Raw genomic sequence first — 23,949 nt, 5'->3', positions numbered from 1 at the left:
GAGATGAACAAGAACACCATTAGCGCGGCATGCGCGATCGGACTCGCCGGACTCTTCGTACTCGGCACCGCCGTGTCGGCGGGCGCGGTCGAGCATGATGCCTCATCGAGTGACGGCGTCGCGACGATCCGCATCGCCTACGGACCCGAGTTCGCCGATCATCGGGCAAGTGTGCTCGTGCTGGATGCCGAGGCCGATCCGAACGCGCCCCGTCAGGACGACATCGCCTTCGTCACCGAGGTGGTCGCCGACGCGGAGGGAACGGCGCAACTGCGGGTGCAGCTGCCCCGTGGCCTGGACTACTGGCTGGCGAGCTCTGCGGACGGCGGGGAGCGTTACGTGGCCAGACTCGACGGAAGCGCGGACGGGGGCGGCGAGGACGGCGACGGCGATGACGGCGGAAGCGGCGATGACGGCGATGGCGGCGGGGGCGGCGGCGGGGGAGACAACGGCGGCGGAAACGGCGGCGGAAACGGCGGCGCTGACGCGGACGCGGGTGGCCGGGGCCCAGGCTCAGATTCCGGCGATGCGTCCGAGAGCGACCTCGCCACCACGGGGATGCCCGCCTGGATCCTGCCCGGTGGACTTCTCCTCGCTGCAGCGCTCGGCGGCGCCGGGCTGGCACTGAGGCGCGCAGGCGTCCGCGCCGAGTGAGAGATCGAGAACCGGTGTCGTTCGTCGGCAGCGCGGACGGCGCCGGTGGCGTCACTCGGAACCCGGTTCGGCTCACGGGCCGATACATACCGGTCCGCGCATGTCGACCGGCGTAGCGTGGGCACCAGCGATCGGCATCCGCCCTTCGCTACCACAGCTCAAGGGCATCCGATCGGCAGGAGAGCATCATCAGTTCCACGCACATCGCCACCGACGTCGAGACCGGCGCAGCCACCCTCGGACCGATCCGCCAGACTTACTCCGGCACTGCGGAGTTCCCACCGATGGCGCACGCTTACAAGCAGGTGTCGCAGGTCGTGCGCGAGACCGGCCTCCTGCAGCGCACCTCGTGGTTCTACATCTCCGTGGCAGCCGGCATCGTGCTCGCCCTCGGGGGAGCGATCACCGGATTCATCCTGCTCGGCGACAGCTGGTTCCAGCTGCTGATCGCCGCAGCGCTGGGAATCATCTTCACGCAGATCGCCTTCCTCTCGCACGAGGCGGCGCACCGGCAGATCCTGTCGTCGGGGCCCGCGAACTTCAAGCTCGCCCGCATCCTGGCCGGCAGCATCGGCATGAGCTACTCCTGGTGGGACTCGAAGCACACCAAGCACCACGGCAACCCGAACCAGGTCGGCAAGGACCCGGACATCGAGGTCGACACCATCTCGTTCCTCGAAGAGGACGCCGCGAAGTCGCGGGGCCTGGTGCGTCTGATCACTCGCAAGCAGGGCTGGCTGTTCTTCCCCCTGCTCACGCTTGAGGGCCTGAACCTCCACTACATCGGCCTGAAGCACCTCCTCACGAAGAAGAAGGTCAAGGGGCGTTGGACCGAGCTCGGCATCATCGCGGTCCGCTTCGCGATCCTCCTGATCCCGGTGTTCATGATGCTGCCGCTCGGTATGGCGTTCGCGTTCCTGGGCGTGCAGCTGGCCGTGTTCGGCGTCTACATGGGCGCGTCGTTCGCACCCAACCACAAGGGCATGCCGATCATCGACCCGAACGCGCGCCTCGACTTCTTCTCGAAGCAGGTGCGCACCTCGCGCAACATCCGCGGAGGCTGGTGGGCGACGGCGCTCATGGGAGGTCTCAACTATCAGGTCGAGCACCACCTGTTCCCGAGCATGCCGCGTCCGCACCTGTCGAAGGCGCGCGAGATCGTGCGCGACTACTGCGCGTCGAACAACGTGCCGTACACAGAGACCAGCCTCGGTCGTTCTTACGCGATCGTCATCGAGTACCTGAACCGGGTCGGCCTCGCGGCCGGCGCCGATCCGTTCGACTGCCCCGCGGCGACGAGCTTCCGCCGCGCCTGACTCGTCGTCGAGCTTCGCGGCTTCGCAGCCACGGACGTGCGACGAATCGGCCCCCGGAACGTACCGCGCACACCGTACCGCGCACCGAGCGCCGCGCGGTCCGGCCGACGCCTCGAGCTCAGGCCACCGGGTACGCCGACGACTTCAGCGCGCGAGCCAGGTGCGCGGCGTTCGCCGTGGCCGTCGTGAGCGTCTGCGTGACCTTCTCGGGCGTCTCGGGCAGATCCTTGTAGTCGGTCGATCCCATCGCCTCGCCGTTCCAGTAGATCGAACCCTGCGCGGGGATCGTGTATCCGACGTCGTTGAGCGACTGGAACACGATGGCGGTGATGTGGTGCGCGCCGTCCTCGTTGCCGACCACGACCGCGAGCGCGACCTTGTCGAACAGGCTCGGCCTGCCCTGCTCATCGGTCTCGCTGAGCTCGGCGTCCAGTCGCTCGAGCACCCGCTGGGCAACGCTGGAATGCTGGCCCATCCAGGTCGGCGTGGCGAACACGAGGATGTCGGCGGCGAGCACGCGCTCGCGCAACGACGGCCACTGATCGCCGTCGCCCATGTCGGTCTGCACGCCGGGCCGAATGTCATGGTCGACCGCCCGGATGCGGTCGGCGGTCACACCGTGCGCGGCCAGGGCGTCGAGCACCTGCTCGCCCAGCACCTCAGTGCTCGATCCGGCAGGGGAAGGCTTGAGGGTGCAGTTGATGAGAAGAGCGCTGAGCGTGTCGTCCATGAACGGCACGAAACCACCCATCGGCACGCTGGGGGAGGGGCTTTCGTGCTGCTCGGAGATCAGCTAGACATCCCACCCAGCACCGGGACCCGATCTTGGCCGATCCGAATCACACGATGCGGCGATCCTGGCAAGCACAGAGCCCGACCTGCAGGAGAAGGCCGGCGATATGCTGTGCGCTATGACCACGCGCAGAGAAGGTGCTGCCTCCCGCGGCCGCGCCATGATCGATCCGCGCGTGATCGACCCCGGCCAGCAGCTGGTCAGCTTCGGCGGCATGGCCGATGCCGAGATCGACGAGGTGGTGCGCGTGCTGGGCGCCCTGCGCACCTGGCGCGAGACCGAGCAGCGCATCAGCTGGCAGTCGCGCACCGAGATGAAGCTCAACGAGACCGATATGGAGGCGCTGCGCTTCCTCGTCGCGTCGCTGGGCAACGGCATCGTCGTCACCGCCGGCATGCTCGCCGATCACCTCGGCATCTCGACGAGCTCGACGACGAAGATGCTCGACCGCCTCGCCACGGCCGGCCACATCTCCCGCACCCCGCATCCGACGGACCGCCGAGCGGTGATGGTGAGCATCACCCCGCACACGCACGAGCAGGTGCGCGACAGCGTCGGCCGAGTGCACGCCGAACGCTTCGCCGCGGTCGCGGCGCTGACTTCGGCTGAGCGCGACGTCGTGGCCCGCTTCCTCGAGCGACTCGCTCGAGGCGGTGCCGAGCTCGGCTGAGGCTCAGTACGTCCGGTTGGCCGCGTAGTACGCGAGCAGCGCTTTCGTCGACGGGTCCTGTTCAGCGAGGGCATCCGCATCTCCCTCGAGCGCGGGAGCGATCTGCAGGGCGAGCTGCTTGCCGAGCTCGACGCCCCACTGGTCGAAGGAGTTGATGCCCCAGACGACGCCCTGCGTGAACGTGATGTGCTCGTACAGGGCGATGAGCTGACCGAGCACGGCGGGCGTCAGCGACGGCGCGAAGATCGACGTCGTCGGTCGGTTGCCGGGGAACGTCCGTGCGGCGACGAGGGCGCCGCTCGTTCCCTCGGCCTCGACCTCTTCCGCGGTCTTGCCGAACGCGAGCGCCTTGGTCTGCGCGAGGAAGTTCGCGAGGAACAGCCCGTGCACGTCGCGACCGTCGTCGGTGAGCGGGTACGCGGGGTTCACGAAGGCGATGAAGTCGGCGGGGATCAGCCGGGTGCCCTGGTGGATCAGCTGGTAGAAGGCGTGCTGTCCGTTGGTGCCGGGCTCGCCCCAGAACACCTCGCCGGTGTCGGTCGTGACGGGCGTGCCGTCCCAGCGCACCGACTTGCCGTTGGACTCCATGGTCAGCTGCTGCAGGTACGCCGCGAAGCGGCTGAGCTGCTGCGCGTACGGCAGCACGGCATGAGTCTGCGCGTCGAGGAAGTTCGTGTACCAGACGTTGAAGAGCCCCATCAGCACGGGCACGTTCTGCCCGAGCGGGGTGGTGCGCACGTGCTCATCGACCGCGTGGAAGCCCGCGAGCAGCTCGCGGAACACGGGCGGGCCGAAGACCATCGCGAGCGACAGCCCGATCGCGGAGTCTACCGAGTAGCGACCGCCCACCCAGTCCCAGAATCCGAAGGCGTTCTTCGGGTCGATGCCGAACGCCTCGACCTTGTCGAGCGCGGTGGACACCGCGACGAAGTGGCGCGCGACGGCGCCCTTGCGGCTCGCGTCGTCGTCTTCCATCGCTCCGGATGCCTGAAGGCCCGCCCACAGCCAGTCGCGGGCGAGGCGCGCGTTGGTCAGCGTCTCCAGGGTGGTGAACGTCTTCGACGCGACGATGAACAACGTCGTCTCGGGATCGAGGTCGGCGGTCTTCTGCGCGATGTCGGTCGGGTCGATGTTCGACACGAAGCGCGCTTCGATGCCCGCGTCGGCGTAGGGCTTGAGCGCCTCGTAGACCATCACCGGACCGAGGTCCGACCCGCCGATGCCGATGTTCACCACGTGCGTGACCTTCTTGCCGGTGACGCCGAGCCAGTCAGCCGAGCGCACCCGGTCGGCGAACGCCGACAGCGATGCCAGCACGTCCTGCACATCGGCGTCCACGTCCTGCCCGTCGACGACCAGCTCGGGCGACGCGCCCTCGGGCCGGCGCAGCGCCGTGTGCAGCACAGCGCGGTCCTCAGTGGTGTTGATGTGCTGACCCTCGAGCATCGCGGCGTAGCGCTCGGCGACCCCGGTCTGTTCGGCCAGGCGCACCAGCGCGGCGACGATCTCGTCTGTCACGAGGTTCTTCGACAGGTCTACGTGCAGGTCTGCGAGCGGCAGCGACAGGCGCTCGACCCGCGTCGCGTCGTCGGCGAACCAGCCGCGCAGGTCGGGCGAGAACGAGTCCCGGATGGCCGACAGCTCAGCCCAGGCGGACGTGGAGGTGGGGTCGATCGGTGCGCTCATGCAAGCAACGTTAGCGCTGCGACCGCATCTCGGCGCGGCCGATGACGCCACTGCCGCAGGCCGGTAGCGTGGTCAGCGACCTCAGGAGGAACGATGAAGACGATCCCATTCGGCAGCCGCACCGCACCCGCCGTGATCGCCGGAATGATGCGCATCACCGAGAAGACTGATGCCGAGGTGCGCGAGCTGTACGACACCGCCCGCGGGGCGGGGATCGACTTCTTCGACCACGCCGACATCTACGGCGGTGCCATGCACGTCTGCGAAGACCGCTTCGCGGCCGCCCTGCAGCTCTCGTCGGCCGAGCGCGAGGAGATCGTGCTGCAGACCAAATGCGGCATCGTGCCCTCGCAGCAGATGTTCGATTTCTCGTACGAGCACATCATGACCCAGGTCGAGGGGTCGCTGAAGGCGCTGCAGACCTCCTACATCGACGTGCTGCTGCTGCACCGCCCGGATGCGCTGGTCGAGCCCGACGAGGTGGCTCGAGCATTCGACGAGCTGGAAGCCGCCGGGAAGGTGCGCGCGTTCGGCGTCTCGAACCACACGCCCCGTCAGATCGATCTGCTGCGCACCGCGGTGACCCAGCCGCTCGTCGCGAACCAGCTGCAGCTGTCGATCACGCACTCGCCGATCATCGCGCAGGGGATCGCGGCGAACATGATGGGGGAGCAGCAGAGTGTCGTCCTCGACGGCGGCGGCATCGTCGACTACTGCCGCATCAACGGCATCACGGTGCAGGCCTGGTCGCCCTACCAGGCGGGGTTCTTCGACGGCGTCTTCCTCGGCGACCCGCGCTACGCCGAGCTCAACGCGGTCATCGACCGGCTCGCGGCGACGTACGACGTCACCCCGACCGCGATCGCCACGGCGTGGATCACCCGTCACCCGGCGCGCATGCAGGTCGTGCTCGGCACGACCACGCCGCAGCGGGTCGCGGATGCCGCGTCCGGTGCTGACATCGAGCTCACCCGCGCCGAGTGGTACGAGCTGTTCCGCGTCGGTGGCCACATCGTCCCCTGACGGGAGGAGAACGCCATGCATCCGCTCATCTCCGCCACCGAGCTGGGCGAACAGCTCGCCCGGACTCACGTGCTCGACGTCCGCTGGTCGCTCGGCCGCTCCGACGGACACGAGCAGTACCTCGCCGGACACATCCCCGGTGCGGTGTTCGTCGACGTCGAACGCGACCTGACCCGACACGGCGAACCGCACGAGGGCAGGCACCCGCTGCCCGCCGACGCGGCGCTCGCCGCTGCCGCGCGCCGATGGGGAGTGCGCCGGGGCGTGCCCGTGGTGGTCTACGACGACGACCGGATGCTGCCGGCGTCCCGCGCGTGGTGGGCACTGCGACGTGCCGGACTCGACGTGCGCGTGCTCGACGGCGGCTGGCAGGCATGGCTCGCCGCGGACGGCGAGGCGCACACGGGTGAGGTGATCCCGCCGGAGGGCGACGTCGTGCTGGGGTCGCCCGGCGATGCCGGCACCATCGACACGCGCTCCGCGGCATCCTGGCCGGGTGCCGGGGTGCTGCTCGATGCACGCGCCGCCGAGCGCTACCGCGGTGAGGCGGAGCCGATCGATCCGGTCGCGGGCCACATCCCCGGCGCGAAGAGCCTGCCGATCGCGAGCGTGCTCACGGACGACGGCAGGTTCCGACCGGAATCCGAGATCGCCACCGCCTTCGACGCCGTGGGGGCGGAGGCGGGCACGCCGATCGCCGCCTACTGCGGTTCGGGTATCACCGCCGCGCAGCTCGCGCTCGCGGGCACCCTCGCGGGCCGCGAGGTGAGCGTGTATCCCGGCTCGTGGAGCGCGTGGTCGAACACGCCGGGACGACCGGTCGCCACCGGCGCGGAGTAAGGGCGCCACGATCTCACCGGTCGTCTACTCTGAGATCATGCCGTTCCTGTTCACCCTGATCACCATCGCGCTGATGGTGTTCGCGCTCGTCGACATCATCCGTCGCGACGACAGCCAGGTGCGGTTCATGCCGAAGTTCGTCTGGCTGCTCCTCGTCGTGCTGATTCCCTTCCTGGGCAGCGTGCTCTGGCTCGCCCTCGGCCGGGAATACCCCGAAGGCGGCATCCAGCTCGGCCGTCCCGTGCGTCGCGAGACGGCGCCCGGATCGGATCGTTCATGAGATCCGACGCTACACGCCCGTTCCGGAGCGGAACGAGAGGCTTGCGGTGGCGCGATCTGCTCCGCTCGAGCCAGCTGCTCGGGGGCGGCGTACCATCGAGAGATGCCCGAGAACCAGGCGTCCGAGATCCCGTCGCGCATCCTCACCGCACCGCCGGGACTGAGACCGGTCGGGCCGGATGCCGTCGGTGTCTGCGCCGACGGGCATTGCGCGCTGCCATCGGCGGCGTCGACCAGCGCCGAGAGCGAGGGCGACCACGCGGATGTCGATGACGGGGATGCGCGGGCATCCGGTTCCGACGTGGACTGGCCCGTCTACCCGTCGCGACGCTCCGCCCGATGACGGAGCGCGGCGGCGAGCTCCGGCGCGATGAGCGGATCGTCGTCGAGCGGCACGGTGAGTGCCATCAGCGAGCGGCTGAAATGATTGCGCAGCCCCGCGGCGAGGGTGATGTCGACGATCTGCCGATCGCTGAAGCCGTGCGCGCGCAGCGTCTCGGCGTCGGCATCCGTCATCTCCTGGGGTGACGACGAGAGCCGCGCGGCGTAACGGATCACGGCCTGCTCGGCGTCGGTGAACGCCGTATCGTCATCGTCGGCGAAGGCTCGCAGGCCCGCCTCGTCGATGACGCCCGCCGTCAGGGACTTGCGGCCGTGGGCGAGCAGGCAGTGCGGCGAGCCGATGGCGCGGGCGGCGCCGAGCGTGGCGGCCTCGTAGATGCGGACGCCGATAGAGGGCAGCACGGTTCTGACCAGGGCGACGAACGCCTCGTGCGCCTCGGGGTTCACCGCCATGGCTGCGGTGTAGGAATGCACGAAGCCGTCGTCGGCGAGGTCGTCCCCGTACATCTGCGCGACGGCGCCGCTTGCGCCCTCCGGCGCCGGCGTGGTGATGATCATGAAGCGGACGGTACTCCGCCGCGTGCGCGCGCGGAAGAGCGTCAGTGAGCGCTGTGCGCGGGTGTGCCGTCGTTCTCGTCTTCCGGCTTGCGGATCAGGAACGCTCCGACGATCGTGACCGTCGCGATGACGGCGCCGATGGTCAATGCCGTACGCGTTCCCGCCGCCACGGCCGTGGGCACCTCGGTGCCGCCGCCGGCGTTCACGATGGCGGTGAAGACGGCCATCATCACGGCGATCCCCGCCGCTCCCGCGACCTGCTGGACGGTGCCGATCACCGCGCTGCCGTAGGAATAGAACTTGGGTTTGAGTGACGCGAGGGATGCCGTGAACAGCGGAGTGAACGACAGTGCGAGGCCGACCGAGAGCAGCGTCTGGGCCCCGAGCACGAGCCAGATCGGGGTGCCGACGGTCAGGGTCGTGAACAGCCACAGCATCGACGCCGCGAGGATCGACCCGGGGATGAGCAGGATGCGGGTGCCGTGGCTGTCGTAGATGCGACCGATCACCGGGCCCAGGAAGCCCATGGCCAGGGCGCCGGGCAGCACGACGAGCCCGGCCTCGAGCGCCTTCAGCTGCAGGGCATCCTGCAGGAACAGCGGGATGATGGTGATGCTGCCGAAGAACGCGAGCGACAGCAGGAACATCTGGATCATCGACAGCGAGAAGTCCCTCGAGGCGAACACCCGCAGGTCGAGCAGCGCGTCATCGTCGCGCTGCAGCAGCACCTGACGCCAGAGGAACAGGGCCAGTCCGACCACGCCGATCGCGAGGGCGATCGCCATCGGCGCCCAGTTGGCGCCGTTGCCGAGTCCGCCGATCTGGCTCAGGCCGAACACGAGCCCGCCGAATCCGAACGCCGACAGCACCACCGAGAGCAGATCGATCGGGGCGTAGACGGTCTCGCCGACGTTGGTCAGCCAGCGCCACCCGATGAACATCGCGATCAGGGCGATCGGCAGCACGACCACGAAGATGGCCCGCCATCCGAAGTGGTCGAGCAGGAAGCCCGACATCGTGGGTCCGATCGCCGGAGCGAGCGATATCACGATGCTCACGCGGCCCATCATCCGGCCGCGCGACGACGCGGGTACCAGGTTCATGATCGTCGTCATCAGCAGCGGCATCATGATGGCCGTCCCCGACGCCTGCACGACCCGGGCGACGAGCAGCACGACGAATCCGGACGCGAGCGCTGCGATCAGCGTGCCCAGTGAGAACAGCGTGATCGCTCCGAGGAACATCTGCCTCGTCGTGAAGCGACGCAGCAGGAATCCGGTGATCGGAATGACGACGGCCATGGTCAGCATGAACGCACTGGTGACCCATTGCGCCGCCAGGGGAGTGATGCCGAGATCGCTGATCAGGTGGGGGATCGCGATGCCCATCGTCGTCTCGTTGAGGATGGCGACGAAGGCTGCGGTGAGCAGCACCCAGATCACGGCCATGTCCTTCGCAGGGATGAGGCCCGCAGAAGGACGCACGACAGGAGTGGACCCGGTGTGGACGGTGGACATGGGTCTCCTCGAGAGTGGATGCGAACGGCGAAAGTGCTCCGACGATGGAGCAGAACACGGCCAGCCGACGCCGGTCGAGAAGATCAGCCGTCCATCCTAACCCTTGTGCGCCCAGCGGTATTCCCCCGTCTTGCGCGCACTAGCCTGAAGGGATGAGCATGGGTGGTGGAGGAGGGCGCGGCGCAGTCTTCCGCGGGGTCGACGAGGCTGCGCAGCGGCGCATGAACGCCGCGGCCCCCACCGTGCCGGGTCTCGGTCGCCGCGTCGTCGCGCTGTTCACTCCGTATCGCGGGCGTCTCACGATCACCGCGCTGCTGGTGATCGTCGGGGCCGGGGTGGCCGTCATCCCCCCGCTGCTCGTGCAGCACATCTTCGACGACGCGCTGTTCCCCCTCGACGGCGGCGGACCGCGCATCCCGCTGCTCACGATGCTGGTGAGCATCACGATCGGCCTGTTCCTGCTGTCGGCCGTGCTGGGCGTGGCGCAGACATGGCTCACCTCCACGGTCGGCAACGAGGTCACCGGCGACCTGCGAGTCCAACTGTTCGAGCACCTGCAGGCGATGGAGCTCGGCTTCTTCACGCGCACGAAGACCGGAGTGATCCAGTCTCGGCTGCAGAACGACGTCGGCGGTGTGTCGGGTGTGCTCACCAACACCGTCACGAGCGTGCTGGGCAACACCGTGACGGTGATCGCGTCGCTCGTCGCGATGCTCCTGATCGACTGGCGCCTCACACTCATCGCGGTGATCCTCATGCCGATCCTCGTGCTCGTGCAGCGCCGGGTCGGGCAGGTGCGCGCGCGCATCGCAGGTGAGACGCAGGAGTCGCTGTCGGAGCTGTCCAGCATCACGCAGGAGACGCTGAGCGTCTCGGGCATCCTGCTGTCGAAGTCGTTCAACCGTCAGCGCACCGAGTCGGTGCGCTACCAGGCCGAGAACCGCAACCAGGTGCGGTTGCAGGTGCGACGGGCGATGAGCGGCCAGGGCTTCTTCGCGGTCGTCCAGGTGATCATGGCCAGCGTGCCGGCGATCGTCTACCTCGTGGCCGGGTTCTTCCTCACCGGCGGCGCACCCGAGATCACCGCCGGGGCGATCGTCGCATTCACGACCGTGCAGGCGCGGCTGCTCATGCCGCTGATGGGCCTGATGCGTGTGGCACTCGACCTGCAGACCTCGGCGGCGCTGTTCGCGCGCATCTTCGAGTATCTCGACATGGTGCCTGAGATCCAGGACGCACCCGACGCCATCGACGCCGCAGATGCGCCGGGGCCGAGCGGTCGCATCGCATTCACGGACGTCGTGTTCCGGTATCCGGATGCCGCCCCCGACGCGCGCCCGACTCTGGACGGCGTCTCGTTCGTCGCCGAGCCCGGCACGCACGTCGCCTTCGTCGGGCCGTCGGGTGCCGGCAAGACGACCATCCTCTACCTCGCGCCACGTCTCTACGAGGCGTCCGGCGGCACCGTGGAGTTCTCTGGGGCCGACGTGAAGACGCTCACGCAGGAGTCGATCATCGACCGGATCGGGATCGTCTCGCAGGAGACGTACCTGTTCCACGCGACGATCCGCGAGAACCTGCGGTACGCGAAACCGGATGCCACCGACGAGGAACTCGAGCGCGCGTGCCGCGCGGCGAACATCCACCACGTGATCACGTCGTTCGACCAGGGATACGACACCGTCGTGGGGGAGCGCGGCTATCGGCTGTCGGGCGGTGAGAAGCAGCGCATCGCCATCGCCCGCGTGCTGCTGAAGGATCCGCCGGTGCTGCTGCTCGACGAGGCGACCTCGGCGCTGGACACCGTCTCGGAGCGGGTGGTGCAGGAGGCGCTGGATGCCGCTGCGCGAGGGCGCACGACGCTGTCGATCGCGCACCGGCTGTCGACCGTGATCGACGCCGACGTGATCCACGTCGTCGAGGCCGGCCGCATCGTCGAATCGGGCACGCACGCGCAGCTGCTCGCCACGGGCGGGCTCTATTCCACACTCGCGGCGCAGCAGATCGCGGCCGCGCGGATCGTCGACGGCGCCGGCCGCTGACCGTCCCCGACGCTTCTCAGTGCACGGACAGCCCGCCGTCGACGAACAGCGACTGCCCGGTGATGTAGCCCGACGATCGGCCGGCCAGGAACACCGCGACGCCCGCGAAGTCGTCCGGCAGTCCGTTGCGGCCCACCATCGTGCGCTCCGCGAGCTGCTGCACCTGCACGGGGTCGGCCTGCAGGCGCGCGTTCAGCGGGGTCAGAACGAATCCGGGAACCAGCGTGTTGGCGGTGACCCCGGCCGACGACCAGGCTTCGGCCTGCGAGCGAGTGAGCGATTCGAGGGCGCCCTTGGACACCCCGTAGACGCCGCTCGTGACGAAGGCGCGGTGCGCCTGCTGCGAGCTGATGTGGATCAGCCTGCCGAAGCCGCGCTCGATCATCTGCGGAGCGAAGCGCCGGCTGAGCAGGAACGGCGCCTCGAGATTGACGGTCATCGTGGCGTCCCACGCAGTCATGTCGATCTCGTCGAACGGCGGGCGCAGGTTGATTCCCGCAGAGTTCACGAGGATGTCCGGGCCACCGAACGGCTCCACGGCGGCATCCGCGGCCGCGAGGATGCCCTGGCGCGAGCCGAGGTCGCCCACGACGCCGGCGGCACGGCCACCGGCGTCGGAGATCTCGCGCACCGCGGCGGCGATGCGCTCGCCGCCGCGCGCGACGATCACGACGGATGCTCCGGCGCCGGCGAGCGCGCCCGCGATCGCGCGTCCGATTCCCGACGACCCGCCGGTGACGATCGCGGTGAGTCCGCGCAGGGAGAAGAGCGCGTCGACGTTCACCATGCCAGCGCCTCTGTCAGCGTCGCATCGAGCTCGACGTCGTCGTACTCGGGCAGGGCGCGCAGGGCCGCCTCGAACGCGTCGACGGCGGCCCGGTACGCGGGATCCGGATGCTCGGCTGCGATCGCACGCAGCGACGGCAGGTCCATCGCGAGGATCAGCGCGATGCGCGATCGCACCGCACCGCTCTGACCTGCGGCGGTGAGCACGTCGATGCCGCCGAGCAGAGCTGCGAGGTAGTCGTGCAGCACGGGGAGCCGGCCTTTGCCCTGCGTGATCGACGTGCCGTCGGCGCGCACGCGCCAGTGCACCGCGACGTCGGGGATGACGTCGAACGCGCGCGCCTCGGTGTACATCCGCTGCGCGACGACCTGATCCTCGTAGGCGACGTTCTCGGGAAAGCGCAGCCGCTCCCAGAGGGCGGCGCGGCTGAGCTTCGACCACGCGACGATGTTGGCGGATGCGTCGGGATGCTCGGCGAGCGTCGTACCGAGACTCCGGGGCGCGGTGGCCGCCGCGACCCACGGCTGAACGCGGCCGGGACGGTACCCGCCGTCGACGAGCCGGGAGCGCACGTACGCGGCGGCCACGAAGTCGCTGCCGGATTCGTCGAGCGTGGCGAGCCAGGTCTCGATCGCGCGCGGCGTCAGCTCGTCGTCGGCGTCGAGGAAGCCGACGAACGGCGTGTCGACGAGGTCGAGAGCGACGTTGCGGGCGGCGCCCAGCCCCCGGGACTCGTCGTGCCGGAGCACCTGGAAGCGAGCGTCTCGGGCTGCGGCAGCGGCGAACACGGCGCAGGTGTCGTCGTGCGAGCCGTCATCGACCAGCAGGGCGTGCCAGCGGGTCTCGGTCTGCGCCTGCAGCGAGGCGAGCGCGGCGGGTGCGAAGGCGGCGACGTCGCGTCCTGGCACGATCATCGTCACAAGCGGGGTCACGACGCCGAGTCTACGGTTCGCGGGGCCGTGCCCGACGCCGCTGGGGAGGCATAGCGTGCGACGCATGAGCTCGCTGACGAAGGCCACCGCCGACTCGGTGGTGAGTCATGGCACCACACGATCGGATCACCGGCACACTGCGGCGACGGCGTCGGCGACGAGCCTCGCGATGTGGTGAGCCGCGCCGTCGGGCAGAGGCGTGCGCCCGAAGGTGAACCGCACCGAGGTCTGCGCGACGTCCGCCGGGATGCCTATCGCGAGCAGCACGGGCGAGGGCTCGTCGCTTCCGGCGGCGCAGGCCGACCCACTCGACGAGACGACGCCGCGACGCTCCAGCTCGAGCAGCACGGCCTCGCCGCTGGTGCCCGCGAAGGTGAAGCTCGCAAGGTTCGGCAGCCGGCGGTCGGCGGAGCCGGTGAGGGCGGCCCGCGGCACGGCATCCCGCACCGCGGCGATGAAAGCCGCGGTCTGCGCGGCCACCGCGGCCACGTTCTGCGCCCGCTCGACCTCAGCGAGGTCGATGGCGGCGGCGAGGCCGACGGCTCCGGCCACGTTCTCGGTTCCGCTGCGACGCCCGCGCTCCTGCCCGCCGCCGTGCAGCAGCGGCTCCACAGGCACGCGTGAGCGCACGCCCACCGCACCGATGCCCTTCGGCGTGCCGAGCTTGTGACCCGCGATCGAGACCGCGTCGGCGCCGAGCGGGCGCAGATCGAGCCATCCGGCCGACTGCACCGCGTCGACATGAACGGGCACCCCGCGCTCACGGGCGACCGCGATCAGCCCGGTGGCGTCCTGCACGGTGCCGATCTCGTTGTTCGCGTGGCCCACGCTCACCAGGGCCGCGTCGGTGTGTTCCAGCGCGGTGCGCAGGTCGTCGACCGCGACTGCACCGTGGTCGTCGACCGGCAGCAGGGTGATCTCGACATCGTGCAGACGGTGCAGATACTCGGCGGAGCCCAGGATCGACTCGTGCTCGATCGGGGTGGTGATCAGCCCGCGCCGCCACACACCCTGCCGCGGTGCACCGAGCACGATGCCCTTCACCGCGAGGTTGTTCGCCTCCGTTCCTCCGGAGGTGAAGATCACCTCCGACGCCCGCATGCCCAGCGCTGCGGCGACGCGCCCTCGGGCCCACTCCAGTGCCTCGGACGCCGCCTCGCCGACCGTGTGGTGACTCGACGGGTTGCCGTACACCCCCGTGAGGAACGGATGCATCGCCTCGAGCACCTCCGGACGCGCCGGGGACGTGGCAGCGTGATCGAGATACAGCACGTCAGTCGATTCGCAGATCGAGCCCGAGGTCGAGGGCTCGGGCCGAGTGCGTGAGCGCACCCACCGAGATCACCTGCACACCGGTCTCGGCGATGGAGCGCACCGTGTCGAGAGCCACGCCACCCGATGCCTCGGCGACGGCCCGGCCGGCGATCAGGACGACGCCGGCGCGCAGATCGTCGAGGGCGAAGTTGTCGAGCAGCACCGTGTCGGCGCCGCCGTCGAGCACGGCGGGGATCTGATCGACCCGGTCGACCTCCACGACGACGTGCGTGGTGTGCGGCAGACGGCCGAGCGCCTCGCGAAGCGCGGTGGCGAGGTCCTGCCCGCTCTGGCGCAGCACGGCGAGATGGTTGTCCTTCGCCATCACGGCGTCGGACAGCGACCGGCGGTGATTGCTTCCGCCGCCCGAGACGACCGCGTGCCGTTCGAATTCCCGCAGCCCCGGGGTGGTCTTGCGGGTGTCGGCGATGCGCACGCCCGTCCCGGCGACGGCGTCGACGTAGGCGGCCGTGAGGGTCGCGATGCCGCTCATCCGCTGCGTGAAGTTCAGTGCGACGCGCTCGGCGGTCAGCAGGCTGCGCGCGGGTCCGCTGACCGACGCGAGAGCGTCGCCGGTCTCGAAGCGGTCGCCGTCGGCGACATGCAGGTCGACCTGCACACCCGGGTCGGTGAGGGTGAAGGCCGCGGCGAACACCTCGCCGCCGCTGAACACACCCGGTTCGCGGGCGACGAGATCGGCGCTCGCGTGCGCTGACGCGGGCAGCAGGGCCGTGCTGGTCAGATCGCCCCACGGTGCGTCTTCTTCGAGGGCGGCGGACACCGTGCGTCGCAGGGTGGCAGGCGTGATCATGCGGCTCCGATCAGGGCGTGCGAGGGCAAGGTGGGCGAGAGCAGGGAATGCGCGCCGAGCGAGTCGGTGCGGGCGAGGGCGGCGGATGCCACCGCGCGCGCCACGGTGAGCAGATTCGCGTCTTCGTGCGCAGCCGGTGATGTCGGTGCTGGTGCCGACCAGGCGTGAAGCTGGGCCAGGGCATCCCGCATCCCCTGCGCGGTGCGGATCAGACCCACCTCGTCCCACATCAGCCGCTGCAGTGCCGCTCGCGAGAACGGCGGACGGGCCGACGAGCCCGCCGACCCGTCGCGATGGGGACCGGCGTCCTGGTTCTCCGCGGGCCCTTCGGCAGGCCCAGGGGCCCGGGTCGGTCGCGCCGGCCGCGCGAGCGAGTCGGCCGCGCGGGCGCCGAACACCGCAGCCTCGAGCAGCGAGTTCGACGCCAGCCGGTTCGCACCGTGCACTCCCGTGCGCGCCGTCTCGCCCACCGCCCACAGCCCGGGCAGGGAGGTGCGTCCATCGACATCGGTGGTGATGCCGCCCATCAGGTAGTGCGCGGCCGGTGTCACCGGCACGGGATGCCGCGACCAGTCGATTCCGCGGTGCCTCAGCTCGGCGTCGATGGTGGGGAAGCGGGCGGCGAGCGTCACCGTGCCGAGCCGCGTGGCATCGAGCAGCACCGGCGCGTCCTGCTCGCCGGCCTTCCGGGCCACCGCCCTGGCGACCACGTCGCGCGGGGCGAGTTCGGCATCCGGATGCTCGTCGAGCATGAAACGGCATCCGGCGGCATCCCGCAGCACCGCACCCGCCCCGCGCACCGCCTCCGAGATGAGGAAGGGCCGCTCGCCCGCCAGCACCGTCGGGTGGAACTGCACGAACTCCAGGTCGGACACCGCCGCGCCCGCGCGCAGCGCCAGGGCGATGCCGTCGCCGGTGGTGCCGCCGGGGTTGGTCGTGTGGGCGTAGAGCCGGCCGGCACCGCCGGTGGCGAGCACGACGGCATCCGCCTCGAGTTCCGCGCCGTCGATCGTGCGGATGCCGATCACCCGGCCCCCGGAGGTCAGCAGGTGTGTGACGACGAGGCGCTCGCACACCTGCACCGATGACGCCCGCAGCCGCCCGACCAGCGCCGCCGAGATGGCGGCTCCGGTGGCGTCGCCCCCGGCGTGCGCGATGCGCGGCCGGCTGTGCGCGGCCTCCAGTCCGCGGGCGAGCCCGCCGTCGTGTGCACGGTCGAAGGCGACACCGACGTCGATCAGCCCCGTGAGCGCCGCCTGCGCCCCGTCGACCAGCGCGGTGATGGCGAGAACGTCGCCGTGACCGTCGCCGGCCTGCAGCGTGTCGAGAGCGTGCAGCGCGGGGGAGTCGCCCACCCCGTACGCCCCGGCGATACCGCCCTGTGCGTGCGGAGTGCAGCCGTCGCCGAGCGTGCCCTTGGCGAGCAGGGTCACGCGGTGACCGAGAGCGTCGGCCCGAAGGGCGGTCGTGAGCCCCGCGATGCCGCCACCGACGACGATCACGTTCATCGCGGTCGCGCCGCCAGCATGCGCTCGAGCGCGACCTTGGCGGGCCGCGCGACGTCGTCGGCGACGCGGATGCGGTTCTGCACGCGGCCGGCGACGAGCTCTTCCAGCACCCAGGCGAGGTAGCCGGGGTGAATGCGGTACATGGTCGAGCAGGGGCACACGACCGGGTCGAGACAGAAGATCTCGTGCTGCGGATGCTGCGCCGCGAGGCGCCGGACGAGGTTGATCTCCGTGCCGATCGCGAAGGTGGTGGGCTCGGCCGCGCCGGCGATCGCCCTGCGGATGTAGTCGGTCGAGCCTGCCTCATCCGCGGCGTCGACGACCTCGACCGGGCATTCCGGATGCACGATGACCCGCACCCCGGGGTGCTCGGCGCGGGCCCCCTCGATCTGGTCGACGGTGAACCGGCGATGCACCGAGCAGAAGCCGTGCCAGAGGATCACCCGGCCGTCGCGCAGCTCGTCGGCGCGGGATCCGCCGAGCGGCCGACGCGGGTTCCACATCGGCATCCGCTCCAGCGGCACCCCCATCGCCTTCGCGGTGTTGCGTCCGAGGTGCTGATCGGGGAAGAAGAGCACGCGACGGCCGCGAGCGAACGCCCACTCCAGAACCGTCGCGGCGTTCGACGACGTGCATACGATCCCGCCGTGCCGGCCGACGAATCCCTTGATGGCCGCCGAGGAGTTCATGTACGTCACCGGGATCACGGGCAGCAGGCCCTCGGCATCCGGCTCATCGAGCGGCCCGAGCACCTCGGCGAGCTGCTCCCAGCAGTCCTCGACCTGGTCGATGTCGGCCATGTCGGCCATCGAGCACCCGGCGGCGAGGTTGGGCAGGATCACCGACTGGTCGGGGCCGGAGAGCAGGTCGGCGGTCTCGGCCATGAAGTGCACGCCGCAGAAGACGATCGCCTCGGCGCCCGGATGCTCGAGTGCCGCGTTCGCGAGCTGGAACGAGTCGCCCACGTAGTCGGCGTGCCGCACGACCTCCTCGCGCTGATAGAAGTGGCCGAGCACCACGACGCGATCGCCGAGGGCCTGCTTCGCCGCGCGGATGCGCGCGTCGAGCTCGTCCTCCCCGGCCTCCCGGTAGGCGGCCGGCAGCTCTCCCTGACGCGGGGCTCCGACCGGGATGACGTCGCCCATCGACGATCCCGGGCCGTACCCGGGCCGGGAGTCGAAGTCCCAGGGGCCGGCGGCGAGGTCGGTGCTGCACGTCGGATCGAGCGAGGCGCCGGTGACGATCGCCTGCAGAGCGTGGTCGACGGACGGGTCGATGGTGCGGAGGGGAGACATGCGGGATCGCCTTCTGGTCGCTGTGACATTTACTGTCCGCGATCAGATTAGGTCGATCCGACCTGAAGTGCAATCGGATGCCGGGGCGTCGACCGCGCGGCGGCGTTCAGGCGTGCGCGACGTAGCGGTAGAGGCGCGCGGGGCGGTGCTTGCCGGTGCGGAACGAATCGGTGGGCACGAGCTCGTCCGATCCTTCCAGCAGGCGGCGGAAGTTCGACGGATCGAGACGCTGACCGAGCACGGCCTCGTAGACCTCGCGCAGCTCGGTGAGGGTGAACTCGTCGGGCAGCAGGCCCGCGGCGATGCGACTGTAGGCCACCTTGTTGCGCAGCCGCCACAGCGCATACTCGGCGATGCGGTTGTGGTCGAAGGCGAGCGGGGGCAACGTGTCGACATCGAACCACTCGACGTTCTCGGGTGCGCCCGCCTGCGCACGCTGCGCGTCGACGAGGTCGGAGCGCAGCAGCGCCCAGTAGACGATCGAGATGGTGCGCGAGGGGGAGCGGTCCACGTCGCCGAAGGTGTACAGCTGCTCGAGGTAGCTCGGCTGCAGGGCGGTGGTCTCGGCGAGGGTGCGGGATGCCGCGGCATCCAGGTCCTCCGCCGGATCCAGCCACCCGCCGGGCAGCGCCCACCAGCCGAGATGCGGCTCGCGCGTGCGCCGCACGAGCGGGAGCATGAGGCGCTCGCCCTCGTCGGCGCTGCGCAGCGAGAAGATCACCGTCGACACGGCGACGCCGATCGCGGCCCTGTCACCGGTCGTGCCACTCACATCGACGAGCCTAGACGGTATGCTGGGAGGCCTAATCGAACACAGGCCGCATGACTCGTGCGGGAGAGCCCGATGAACGCGATCGGGCACCGAAGGAGCAAGCCTCCCCGCCAATCTCTCAGGTACCCCTACCGCCCCGGTCCGGCCGCTCTGAAAAGAGATGCTCACGCATCCGCCGACGGTGAAAGCCTCGCCACCTGCTCTTCCAGCCGGTGGCGGTGGCGAAGCTCTCAGGCCCGATGACAGAGGGGGAGTTCCGAGGATGCCGACGACGTCGTCCTACCCGATCCTGACCGGGAGAACTCCATGACCGAACCCATCGCGCCGCGCGAGAGCGCGCCGTCGACCAGCAGAGACACCCCGCTGCGCGAACGCCATGAGGCGCTCGGAGCGTCCTTCACCGACTTCGGCGGCTGGCAGATGCCCGTCCGCTACACGTCGGACCTCGCCGAGCATCACGCCGTCCGTGAGGCCGCCGGTGTGTTCGACATCTCGCACATGGCCGAGTTCACGGTGCGAGGTGCCGCTGCCGCCGACTATCTCGACTACGCCCTCGCCGGACGCCTGTCGGCGATGAGCGTCGGCAAGGCGAAGTACTCGCTGCTGCTCGGCGAGGACGGCGGCATCATCGACGACGTCATCGTCTATCGGCTGCAGGACGACGATTTCCTCATCATCTCGAACGCCGGCAATCGGGATGCCGTGCGCGAGGCGCTCGTCGCCCGCGTCGAGCAGGTCGACGGCGACGTCGCCCTGGAGGACGTCTCGGACGGCTACGGCCTGATCGCCGTGCAGGGACCCAAGGCCGCAGAGATCGTCGCCGCGATCGACGGCATCGACGAGCTCAGCGTGCCGTGGGACGAGCAGAAGTACTACTCCTGGGCGAGCGCGACCTTCGCCGGCAGGCCGCTGCTGCTCGCGCGCACCGGCTACACCGGAGAGGACGGCTTCGAGCTGCTGGTGGATGCCGGCGACGCCGCCGCCCTGTGGGACGTCGTGCTCGAGGCGGGCGAATCGCATGGCCTCGTACCCGCTGGTCTCGCCGCACGCGACACGCTGCGCCTCGAGGCGGGGATGCCACTCTACGGTCACGAGCTGACCCGCGAGATCGTGCCGGCGCAGGCCGGCCTCGGCCGCGTGGTCGTCGCGGACAAGGAGCGCTTCGTCGGCAAGGACGCCCTCGCCGCCGGCACTGCGGGAGTCGGCGCGCAGGCCGGCCGCACCCTGATCGGCCTGACCGCCGAGGGGCGCCGCGCCGGACGTGCCGGGTACCCCGTCGTGCTCGAGGACGGCACCGTCGTCGGTGAGATCACCAGCGGCGCCCTCAGCCCCACGCTCGGCCACCCGATCGCGATGGCCTACGTCGACCCCTCATCCGCCGAAGACGGAGTCGACCTGTTCCTCGATGTCCGGGGGACGAAGATCCCCGCCACCCGCACCGCCCTGCCTTTCTACCGGAGGAAGAAATGACCGATCTCACCGCCCTCAAGTACAGCGAAGAGCACGAGTGGGTCGCCGTCGACCCGTCGACAGGCTCAGGAAACCAGATGGCGACGATCGGGATCACCGACTTCGCCGCTGACGCGCTCGGCGACATCGTGTTCGTCGAGCTGCCCGAGGTCGGCGCCGAGCTGACCCGCGGCGACGTGTTCGGCGAGGCGGAGTCGACCAAGTCGGTCTCCGAGCTGTACGCCCCCGTCACCGGCACGGTCGTCGAGATCAACGACGCCGTCGTCGACGACCCCGCGCTGCTGAACTCCGCGCCGTTCGGCGACGCGTGGCTGATCAAGGTCGAGGTCGCCGAGGGGGCCCTCGACGGTCTGCTCGACCGCGACGCCTACGTGGCGCACACGGAGGCGTGAGAGTGACCTCTTTCGCTGATCGCCACATCGGCATCACGTCCGAGGCGCGCGAGCGGATGCTCGCCGCTCTCGGGCTGACGGCCGCCGGATCCTCGGAGGACCCGACCGCCGAGGAGCCCATCGAGGCGCTCATGCGCCAGGCCGTGCCGGCATCCATCTTCACCGGCCCATCCGACGACTCGATCATCCCGGCCGCGGCGAGCGAGGCCGAGGCTCTCGCCGAGCTGCGAGCCCTCGCGAGCCGCAACACCGTGAACCGTCCGATGATCGGCCTGGGCTACTACGGCACGCTGACGCCGTCGGTCATCCAGCGCAACGTGCTCGAGAACCCGTCCTGGTACACGGCCTACACGCCTTACCAGCCCGAGATCTCGCAGGGGCGCCTGGAGGCGCTGATCAACTTCCAGACGATGGTCGCCGACCTCACCGGGCTCTCGACCGCCAACGCGTCGATGCTCGACGAGTCGACCGCGGTCGCCGAGGGCATGCTGCTGGCACGACGCGCGTCGAAGTCGAAGTCGAACGTGTTCGTCGTCGACGCCGACGCACTTCCGCAGACCAAGGCGCTGCTGCGCACCCGGGCGGATGCCGTGGGCGTGGAGCTCGTCGAGCGCGACCTCGCCGGCGGCGAGCAGCTTCCCGACGAGCTGTTCGGCGTGCTCGTGCAGTACCCGGGTGCCTCAGGCCAGGTGTGGGACCCGAGCGCCGTGATCGACGCTGCGCACCTCGCGAAGGGCATCGTCGTGGCGGCGGCCGACCTGCTCGCCCTGACGCTGCTGCGCTCACCGGGCTCGCTCGGCGCCGACGTCGGCGTGGGCACGACCCAGCGCTTCGGCGTGCCGATGGGCTTCGGCGGACCGCACGCCGGCTACATGGCGGTGCGCGCCGGCCTCGAGCGCCAGCTGCCCGGCCGCCTCGTCGGCGTCTCGGTCGACGCGTCCGGCTACCCGGCCTACCGCCTCTCGCTGCAGACGCGCGAGCAGCACATCCGCCGCGAGAAGGCCACGTCGAACATCTGCACCGCGCAGGTGCTGCTGGCCGTGATGGCCTCGATGTACGCGGTCTACCACGGGCCCGACGGCCTGCGTGCGATCGCGGCCGAGGTCGCCGGCAAGGCGACCGTGCTGCGCGACTGGCTCGTCGAAGCCGGCGCCGAGATCGTGCACGACGCGTTCTTCGACACGATCACCGTGCGAGTCCCGGGTTCTGCCGACGCCGTCGTCACGAAGGCGCACGCCCAGGGCATCCTGCTGCGCGGGGTGGATGCCGACACCGTCGGCATCTCGGTCGACGAGACCACCACGTTCACCGACTTGCACCGCGTCGCGGTGCTCTTCGGCGGCAAGGAGGAGCGCGTCTTCGGCTTCATGGTCGGCGATGACGCGCTGCCCGAGGCCCTGCTGCGCGACGACGAGTACCTCACACATCCGGTCTTCCACTCGCACCGCTCCGAGACGGCCATGATGCGCTACCTCAAGCAGCTCGCCGACCGCGACTACGCGCTCGATCGCGGCATGATCCCGCTCGGCTCGTGCACGATGAAGCTCAACGCGGCGACTGAGATGGCGGCCATCACATGGCCGGAGTTCGCCCAGCTGCACCCCTTCGCCCCGGCGGAGGATGTCGAGGGCTCGCTCGCGATGATCGACCAGCTCGAGGGGTGGCTCGCCGAGGTCACCGGGTACGACGCCGTCTCGCTGCAGCCGAACGCCGGCTCGCAGGGTGAGCTGGCCGGGCTGCTCGCGATCCGCGGCTACCACCACGCGAACGGCGACACGCACCGCGACGTGTGCCTCATCCCGAGCTCGGCACACGGCACCAACGCCGCGTCCGCGGTGCTCGCCGGCATGAAGGTCGTGGTCGTGGGCACCGACGAGTTCGGCAACGTCGACCTCGACGACCTGCGCGCGAAGATCGCCCAGCACTCCGACACGCTGTCGGCGCTGATGATCACCTACCCGTCGACCCACGGCGTGTACGAGCAGCAGGTGGTCGACATCAACTCCGCGGTGCACGACGCCGGCGGCCAGGTGTACGTCGACGGTGCGAACCTCAACGCGCTGCTCGGCTACGCGCGCTTCGGCGACCTCGGCGGCGACGTGTCGCACCTCAACCTGCACAAGACGTTCGCCATCCCGCACGGCGGCGGCGGGCCCGGCATCGGCCCGGTGGCGGCCAAGGCACACCTCGCGCCCTACCTGCCAGGCCACCCGCAGGCGCAGAAGAGCGAGCACGCCGGCGGCTACGTGTTCGACGGCGGCCCGGTCTCGGGTGCGCCGTACGGGTCGGCCGGCGTCCTGCCGATCTCATGGGCGTACGTGCGGATGATGGGGGCCGAGGGCCTGCGCAGCGCCACTGCGGCGGCGGTGCTGTCGGCGAACTACATCGCCCACCGTCTGCGCGACCACTACCCGGTGCTGTACACCGGCAAGAACGACCGGGTCGCGCACGAGTGCATCCTCGACCTGCGCCCGCTGCGGGAGGCGACCGGAATCACGGTCGACGACGTCGCGAAGCGTCTGATCGACTACGGATTCCACGCGCCGACGATGTCGTTCCCCGTCGCCGGCACGCTGATGGTCGAGCCGACCGAGTCCGAGGACATCGCCGAGGTCGATCGCTTCATCGAGGCGATGATCCAGATCAGGACGGAGGCGGATGCCGTGGCCGCCGGCACCTGGCCCGCCGACGACAACCCGCTCGTGAACGCGCCGCACACCGCGGCATCCCTCATCACGGGGGAGTGGGAGCACGCCTACCCGCGCGAGGTGGCCGCATACCCGGTGCGCGCGCTGATCTCGGCGAAGTACTGGCCGCCGGTGCGGCGCATCGATCAGGCCTACGGCGACCGCAACCTCGTGTGCGCCTGCCCGCCCATCGAGGCGTTCGCCTGATATCAGCCTCTCGAGATCACCCCTGTCGCAGTCGCGGCGGGGGTGATTCGGTTA

General features: G+C 70.1%; 22 protein-coding genes and 2 riboswitches. Of the genes, 11 read left to right on the top strand and 11 right to left on the bottom strand.

The window, feature by feature from the left end:
* Positions 1–3: 3 nt before the first annotated feature.
* Positions 4–654 carry a hypothetical protein gene (locus ACWGSM_RS10805; RefSeq protein ID WP_452322918.1) on the top strand — a complete coding sequence of 217 codons (651 nt, stop codon included), beginning with the start codon at positions 4–6 and terminating at the stop codon, positions 652–654.
* 185 nt (positions 655–839) lie between these two features.
* Positions 840–1,970: a fatty acid desaturase family protein gene (locus tag ACWGSM_RS10800; RefSeq protein ID WP_452322947.1), complete on the top strand. Its 1,131-nt coding sequence runs from the start codon at positions 840–842 to the stop codon at positions 1,968–1,970.
* A gap of 118 nt (positions 1,971–2,088) precedes the next feature.
* On the opposite strand, the gene ACWGSM_RS10795 is transcribed toward ACWGSM_RS10800, so the two are convergent.
* Positions 2,089–2,700, bottom strand: coding sequence for a flavodoxin family protein (locus ACWGSM_RS10795; protein WP_452322917.1), 612 nt, complete (start codon positions 2,698–2,700; stop codon positions 2,089–2,091).
* Positions 2,701–2,881: 181 nt separating this feature from the next.
* Here ACWGSM_RS10795 and ACWGSM_RS10790 point away from each other — a divergent pair, with 181 nt between their 5' ends.
* Positions 2,882–3,433, top strand: a complete 552-nt coding sequence (locus ACWGSM_RS10790) for a MarR family winged helix-turn-helix transcriptional regulator (RefSeq protein ID WP_452322916.1) — start codon at positions 2,882–2,884, stop codon at positions 3,431–3,433.
* Between the two features lie 3 nt (positions 3,434–3,436).
* On the opposite strand, the gene pgi is transcribed toward ACWGSM_RS10790, so the two are convergent.
* Positions 3,437–5,119 (bottom strand): glucose-6-phosphate isomerase, encoded by a 1,683-nt coding sequence (gene pgi, locus ACWGSM_RS10785; protein WP_452322915.1) that lies wholly within the window; start codon positions 5,117–5,119, stop codon positions 3,437–3,439.
* A 93-nt stretch (positions 5,120–5,212) separates the two neighbouring features.
* Between pgi and ACWGSM_RS10780 the strand changes: the two genes are divergently transcribed.
* The 4 genes from ACWGSM_RS10780 (at position 5,213) to ACWGSM_RS10765 (ending at position 7,604) form a co-directional block, all read left to right on the top strand.
* Positions 5,213–6,142 carry an aldo/keto reductase gene (locus ACWGSM_RS10780; RefSeq protein WP_452322914.1) on the top strand — a complete coding sequence of 310 codons (930 nt, stop codon included), beginning with the start codon at positions 5,213–5,215 and terminating at the stop codon, positions 6,140–6,142.
* Positions 6,143–6,157: 15 nt separating this feature from the next.
* On the top strand, positions 6,158–6,982 hold the full coding sequence (locus ACWGSM_RS10775) for a sulfurtransferase (RefSeq protein ID WP_452322913.1): 825 nt from the start codon (positions 6,158–6,160) through the stop codon (positions 6,980–6,982).
* 37 nt (positions 6,983–7,019) lie between these two features.
* Positions 7,020–7,262 carry a PLD nuclease N-terminal domain-containing protein gene (locus ACWGSM_RS10770; protein ID WP_452322912.1) on the top strand — a complete coding sequence of 81 codons (243 nt, stop codon included), beginning with the start codon at positions 7,020–7,022 and terminating at the stop codon, positions 7,260–7,262.
* Between the two features lie 102 nt (positions 7,263–7,364).
* The gene (locus ACWGSM_RS10765; RefSeq protein ID WP_452322911.1) at positions 7,365–7,604 is read left to right on the top strand and encodes a hypothetical protein; all 240 of its coding nucleotides are present in this window, start codon (positions 7,365–7,367) and stop codon (positions 7,602–7,604) included.
* Here ACWGSM_RS10765 and ACWGSM_RS10760 read toward each other — a convergent pair.
* A complete protein-coding gene (locus ACWGSM_RS10760; protein WP_452322910.1) occupies positions 7,577–8,161 on the bottom strand; it encodes a carboxymuconolactone decarboxylase family protein in 585 nt (194 codons plus the stop codon). The genes ACWGSM_RS10765 and ACWGSM_RS10760 overlap by 28 nt on opposite strands.
* 41 nt (positions 8,162–8,202) lie before the next feature.
* Positions 8,203–9,678, bottom strand: coding sequence for an MDR family MFS transporter (locus ACWGSM_RS10755; protein ID WP_452322909.1), 1,476 nt, complete (start codon positions 9,676–9,678; stop codon positions 8,203–8,205).
* A 158-nt stretch (positions 9,679–9,836) separates the two neighbouring features.
* On the opposite strand from ACWGSM_RS10755, the gene ACWGSM_RS10750 reads away from it, so the two are divergent.
* Positions 9,837–11,720 (top strand): ABC transporter ATP-binding protein, encoded by a 1,884-nt coding sequence (locus ACWGSM_RS10750; protein WP_452322946.1) that lies wholly within the window; start codon positions 9,837–9,839, stop codon positions 11,718–11,720.
* Positions 11,721–11,736: 16 nt separating this feature from the next.
* On the opposite strand, the gene ACWGSM_RS10745 is transcribed toward ACWGSM_RS10750, so the two are convergent.
* From ACWGSM_RS10745 to ACWGSM_RS10715, 7 genes are all read right to left on the bottom strand, one after another.
* The gene (locus ACWGSM_RS10745) at positions 11,737–12,507 is read right to left on the bottom strand and encodes an SDR family NAD(P)-dependent oxidoreductase (protein ID WP_452322908.1); all 771 of its coding nucleotides are present in this window, start codon (positions 12,505–12,507) and stop codon (positions 11,737–11,739) included.
* Positions 12,501–13,439, bottom strand: coding sequence for a glycosyltransferase family 2 protein (locus ACWGSM_RS10740; RefSeq protein ID WP_452322907.1), 939 nt, complete (start codon positions 13,437–13,439; stop codon positions 12,501–12,503). The genes ACWGSM_RS10745 and ACWGSM_RS10740 overlap by 7 nt, the downstream gene beginning before the upstream one ends.
* A 126-nt stretch (positions 13,440–13,565) precedes the next feature.
* Complete coding sequence (locus ACWGSM_RS10735; protein WP_452322906.1) at positions 13,566–14,711, bottom strand: cysteine desulfurase family protein; 1,146 nt, start codon at positions 14,709–14,711, stop codon at positions 13,566–13,568.
* A gap of 1 nt (position 14,712) precedes the next feature.
* Positions 14,713–15,564, bottom strand: a complete 852-nt coding sequence (gene nadC, locus ACWGSM_RS10730; protein ID WP_452322905.1) for a carboxylating nicotinate-nucleotide diphosphorylase — start codon at positions 15,562–15,564, stop codon at positions 14,713–14,715.
* A complete protein-coding gene (nadB, locus tag ACWGSM_RS10725; RefSeq protein ID WP_452322904.1) occupies positions 15,561–17,072 on the bottom strand; it encodes an L-aspartate oxidase in 1,512 nt (503 codons plus the stop codon). The genes nadC and nadB overlap by 4 nt, the downstream gene beginning before the upstream one ends.
* Positions 17,069–18,367 carry a quinolinate synthase NadA gene (nadA, locus tag ACWGSM_RS10720; RefSeq protein WP_452322903.1) on the bottom strand — a complete coding sequence of 433 codons (1,299 nt, stop codon included), beginning with the start codon at positions 18,365–18,367 and terminating at the stop codon, positions 17,069–17,071. Before nadA ends, nadB begins: the two co-directional genes overlap by 4 nt.
* Positions 18,368–18,473: 106 nt before the next feature.
* Positions 18,474–19,139, bottom strand: coding sequence for an NUDIX hydrolase (locus ACWGSM_RS10715; RefSeq protein ID WP_452322902.1), 666 nt, complete (start codon positions 19,137–19,139; stop codon positions 18,474–18,476).
* A gap of 50 nt (positions 19,140–19,189) precedes the next feature.
* Positions 19,190–19,283: riboswitch (glycine riboswitch) on the top strand.
* 1 nt (position 19,284) lies between these two features.
* A riboswitch (glycine riboswitch) is annotated at positions 19,285–19,392 on the top strand.
* 53 nt (positions 19,393–19,445) lie between these two features.
* Between ACWGSM_RS10715 and gcvT the strand changes: the two genes are divergently transcribed.
* From gcvT to gcvP, 3 genes are read left to right on the top strand one after another with little or no spacing between them, the layout of a single operon-like run.
* Complete coding sequence (gene gcvT, locus ACWGSM_RS10710; protein WP_452322901.1) at positions 19,446–20,609, top strand: glycine cleavage system aminomethyltransferase GcvT; 1,164 nt, start codon at positions 19,446–19,448, stop codon at positions 20,607–20,609.
* Positions 20,606–21,001: a glycine cleavage system protein GcvH gene (gene gcvH, locus ACWGSM_RS10705; protein ID WP_452322900.1), complete on the top strand. Its 396-nt coding sequence runs from the start codon at positions 20,606–20,608 to the stop codon at positions 20,999–21,001. The genes gcvT and gcvH overlap by 4 nt, the downstream gene beginning before the upstream one ends.
* Positions 21,002–21,057: 56 nt before the next feature.
* On the top strand, positions 21,058–23,895 hold the full coding sequence (gene gcvP / locus ACWGSM_RS10700; RefSeq protein WP_452322945.1) for an aminomethyl-transferring glycine dehydrogenase: 2,838 nt from the start codon (positions 21,058–21,060) through the stop codon (positions 23,893–23,895).
* Positions 23,896–23,949: the final 54 nt, after the last annotated feature.

Source organism: Microbacterium sp. NPDC055521, from assembly GCF_053619695.1.
Note: the sequence above shows the minus strand (reverse complement) of the source record. Positions and strands in the feature narration are given on the sequence as shown.

Excerpts from the sequence above, each read along its gene's own strand:
- ACWGSM_RS10805 (WP_452322918.1), top strand. The coding sequence starts at position 4 with ATGAACAAGAACACCATTAGCGCGGCATGCGCGATCGGACTCGCCGGA.
- ACWGSM_RS10795 (WP_452322917.1), bottom strand. The coding sequence starts at position 2,700 with ATGGACGACACGCTCAGCGCTCTTCTCATCAACTGCACCCTCAAGCCT.
- ACWGSM_RS10790 (WP_452322916.1), top strand. The coding sequence starts at position 2,882 with ATGACCACGCGCAGAGAAGGTGCTGCCTCCCGCGGCCGCGCCATGATC.
- pgi (WP_452322915.1), bottom strand. The coding sequence starts at position 5,119 with ATGAGCGCACCGATCGACCCCACCTCCACGTCCGCCTGGGCTGAGCTG.
- ACWGSM_RS10780 (WP_452322914.1), top strand. The coding sequence starts at position 5,213 with ATGAAGACGATCCCATTCGGCAGCCGCACCGCACCCGCCGTGATCGCC.
- ACWGSM_RS10775 (WP_452322913.1), top strand. The coding sequence starts at position 6,158 with ATGCATCCGCTCATCTCCGCCACCGAGCTGGGCGAACAGCTCGCCCGG.
- ACWGSM_RS10770 (WP_452322912.1), top strand. The coding sequence starts at position 7,020 with ATGCCGTTCCTGTTCACCCTGATCACCATCGCGCTGATGGTGTTCGCG.
- ACWGSM_RS10765 (WP_452322911.1), top strand. The coding sequence starts at position 7,365 with ATGCCCGAGAACCAGGCGTCCGAGATCCCGTCGCGCATCCTCACCGCA.
- ACWGSM_RS10760 (WP_452322910.1), bottom strand. The coding sequence starts at position 8,161 with ATGATCATCACCACGCCGGCGCCGGAGGGCGCAAGCGGCGCCGTCGCG.
- ACWGSM_RS10755 (WP_452322909.1), bottom strand. The coding sequence starts at position 9,678 with ATGTCCACCGTCCACACCGGGTCCACTCCTGTCGTGCGTCCTTCTGCG.
- ACWGSM_RS10750 (WP_452322946.1), top strand. The coding sequence starts at position 9,837 with ATGGGTGGTGGAGGAGGGCGCGGCGCAGTCTTCCGCGGGGTCGACGAG.
- ACWGSM_RS10745 (WP_452322908.1), bottom strand. The coding sequence starts at position 12,507 with ATGGTGAACGTCGACGCGCTCTTCTCCCTGCGCGGACTCACCGCGATC.
- nadC (WP_452322905.1), bottom strand. The coding sequence starts at position 15,564 with ATGATCACGCCTGCCACCCTGCGACGCACGGTGTCCGCCGCCCTCGAA.
- nadB (WP_452322904.1), bottom strand. The coding sequence starts at position 17,072 with ATGAACGTGATCGTCGTCGGTGGCGGCATCGCGGGGCTCACGACCGCC.
- nadA (WP_452322903.1), bottom strand. The coding sequence starts at position 18,367 with ATGTCTCCCCTCCGCACCATCGACCCGTCCGTCGACCACGCTCTGCAG.
- gcvT (WP_452322901.1), top strand. The coding sequence starts at position 19,446 with ATGACCGAACCCATCGCGCCGCGCGAGAGCGCGCCGTCGACCAGCAGA.
- gcvH (WP_452322900.1), top strand. The coding sequence starts at position 20,606 with ATGACCGATCTCACCGCCCTCAAGTACAGCGAAGAGCACGAGTGGGTC.
- gcvP (WP_452322945.1), top strand. The coding sequence starts at position 21,058 with ATGCTCGCCGCTCTCGGGCTGACGGCCGCCGGATCCTCGGAGGACCCG.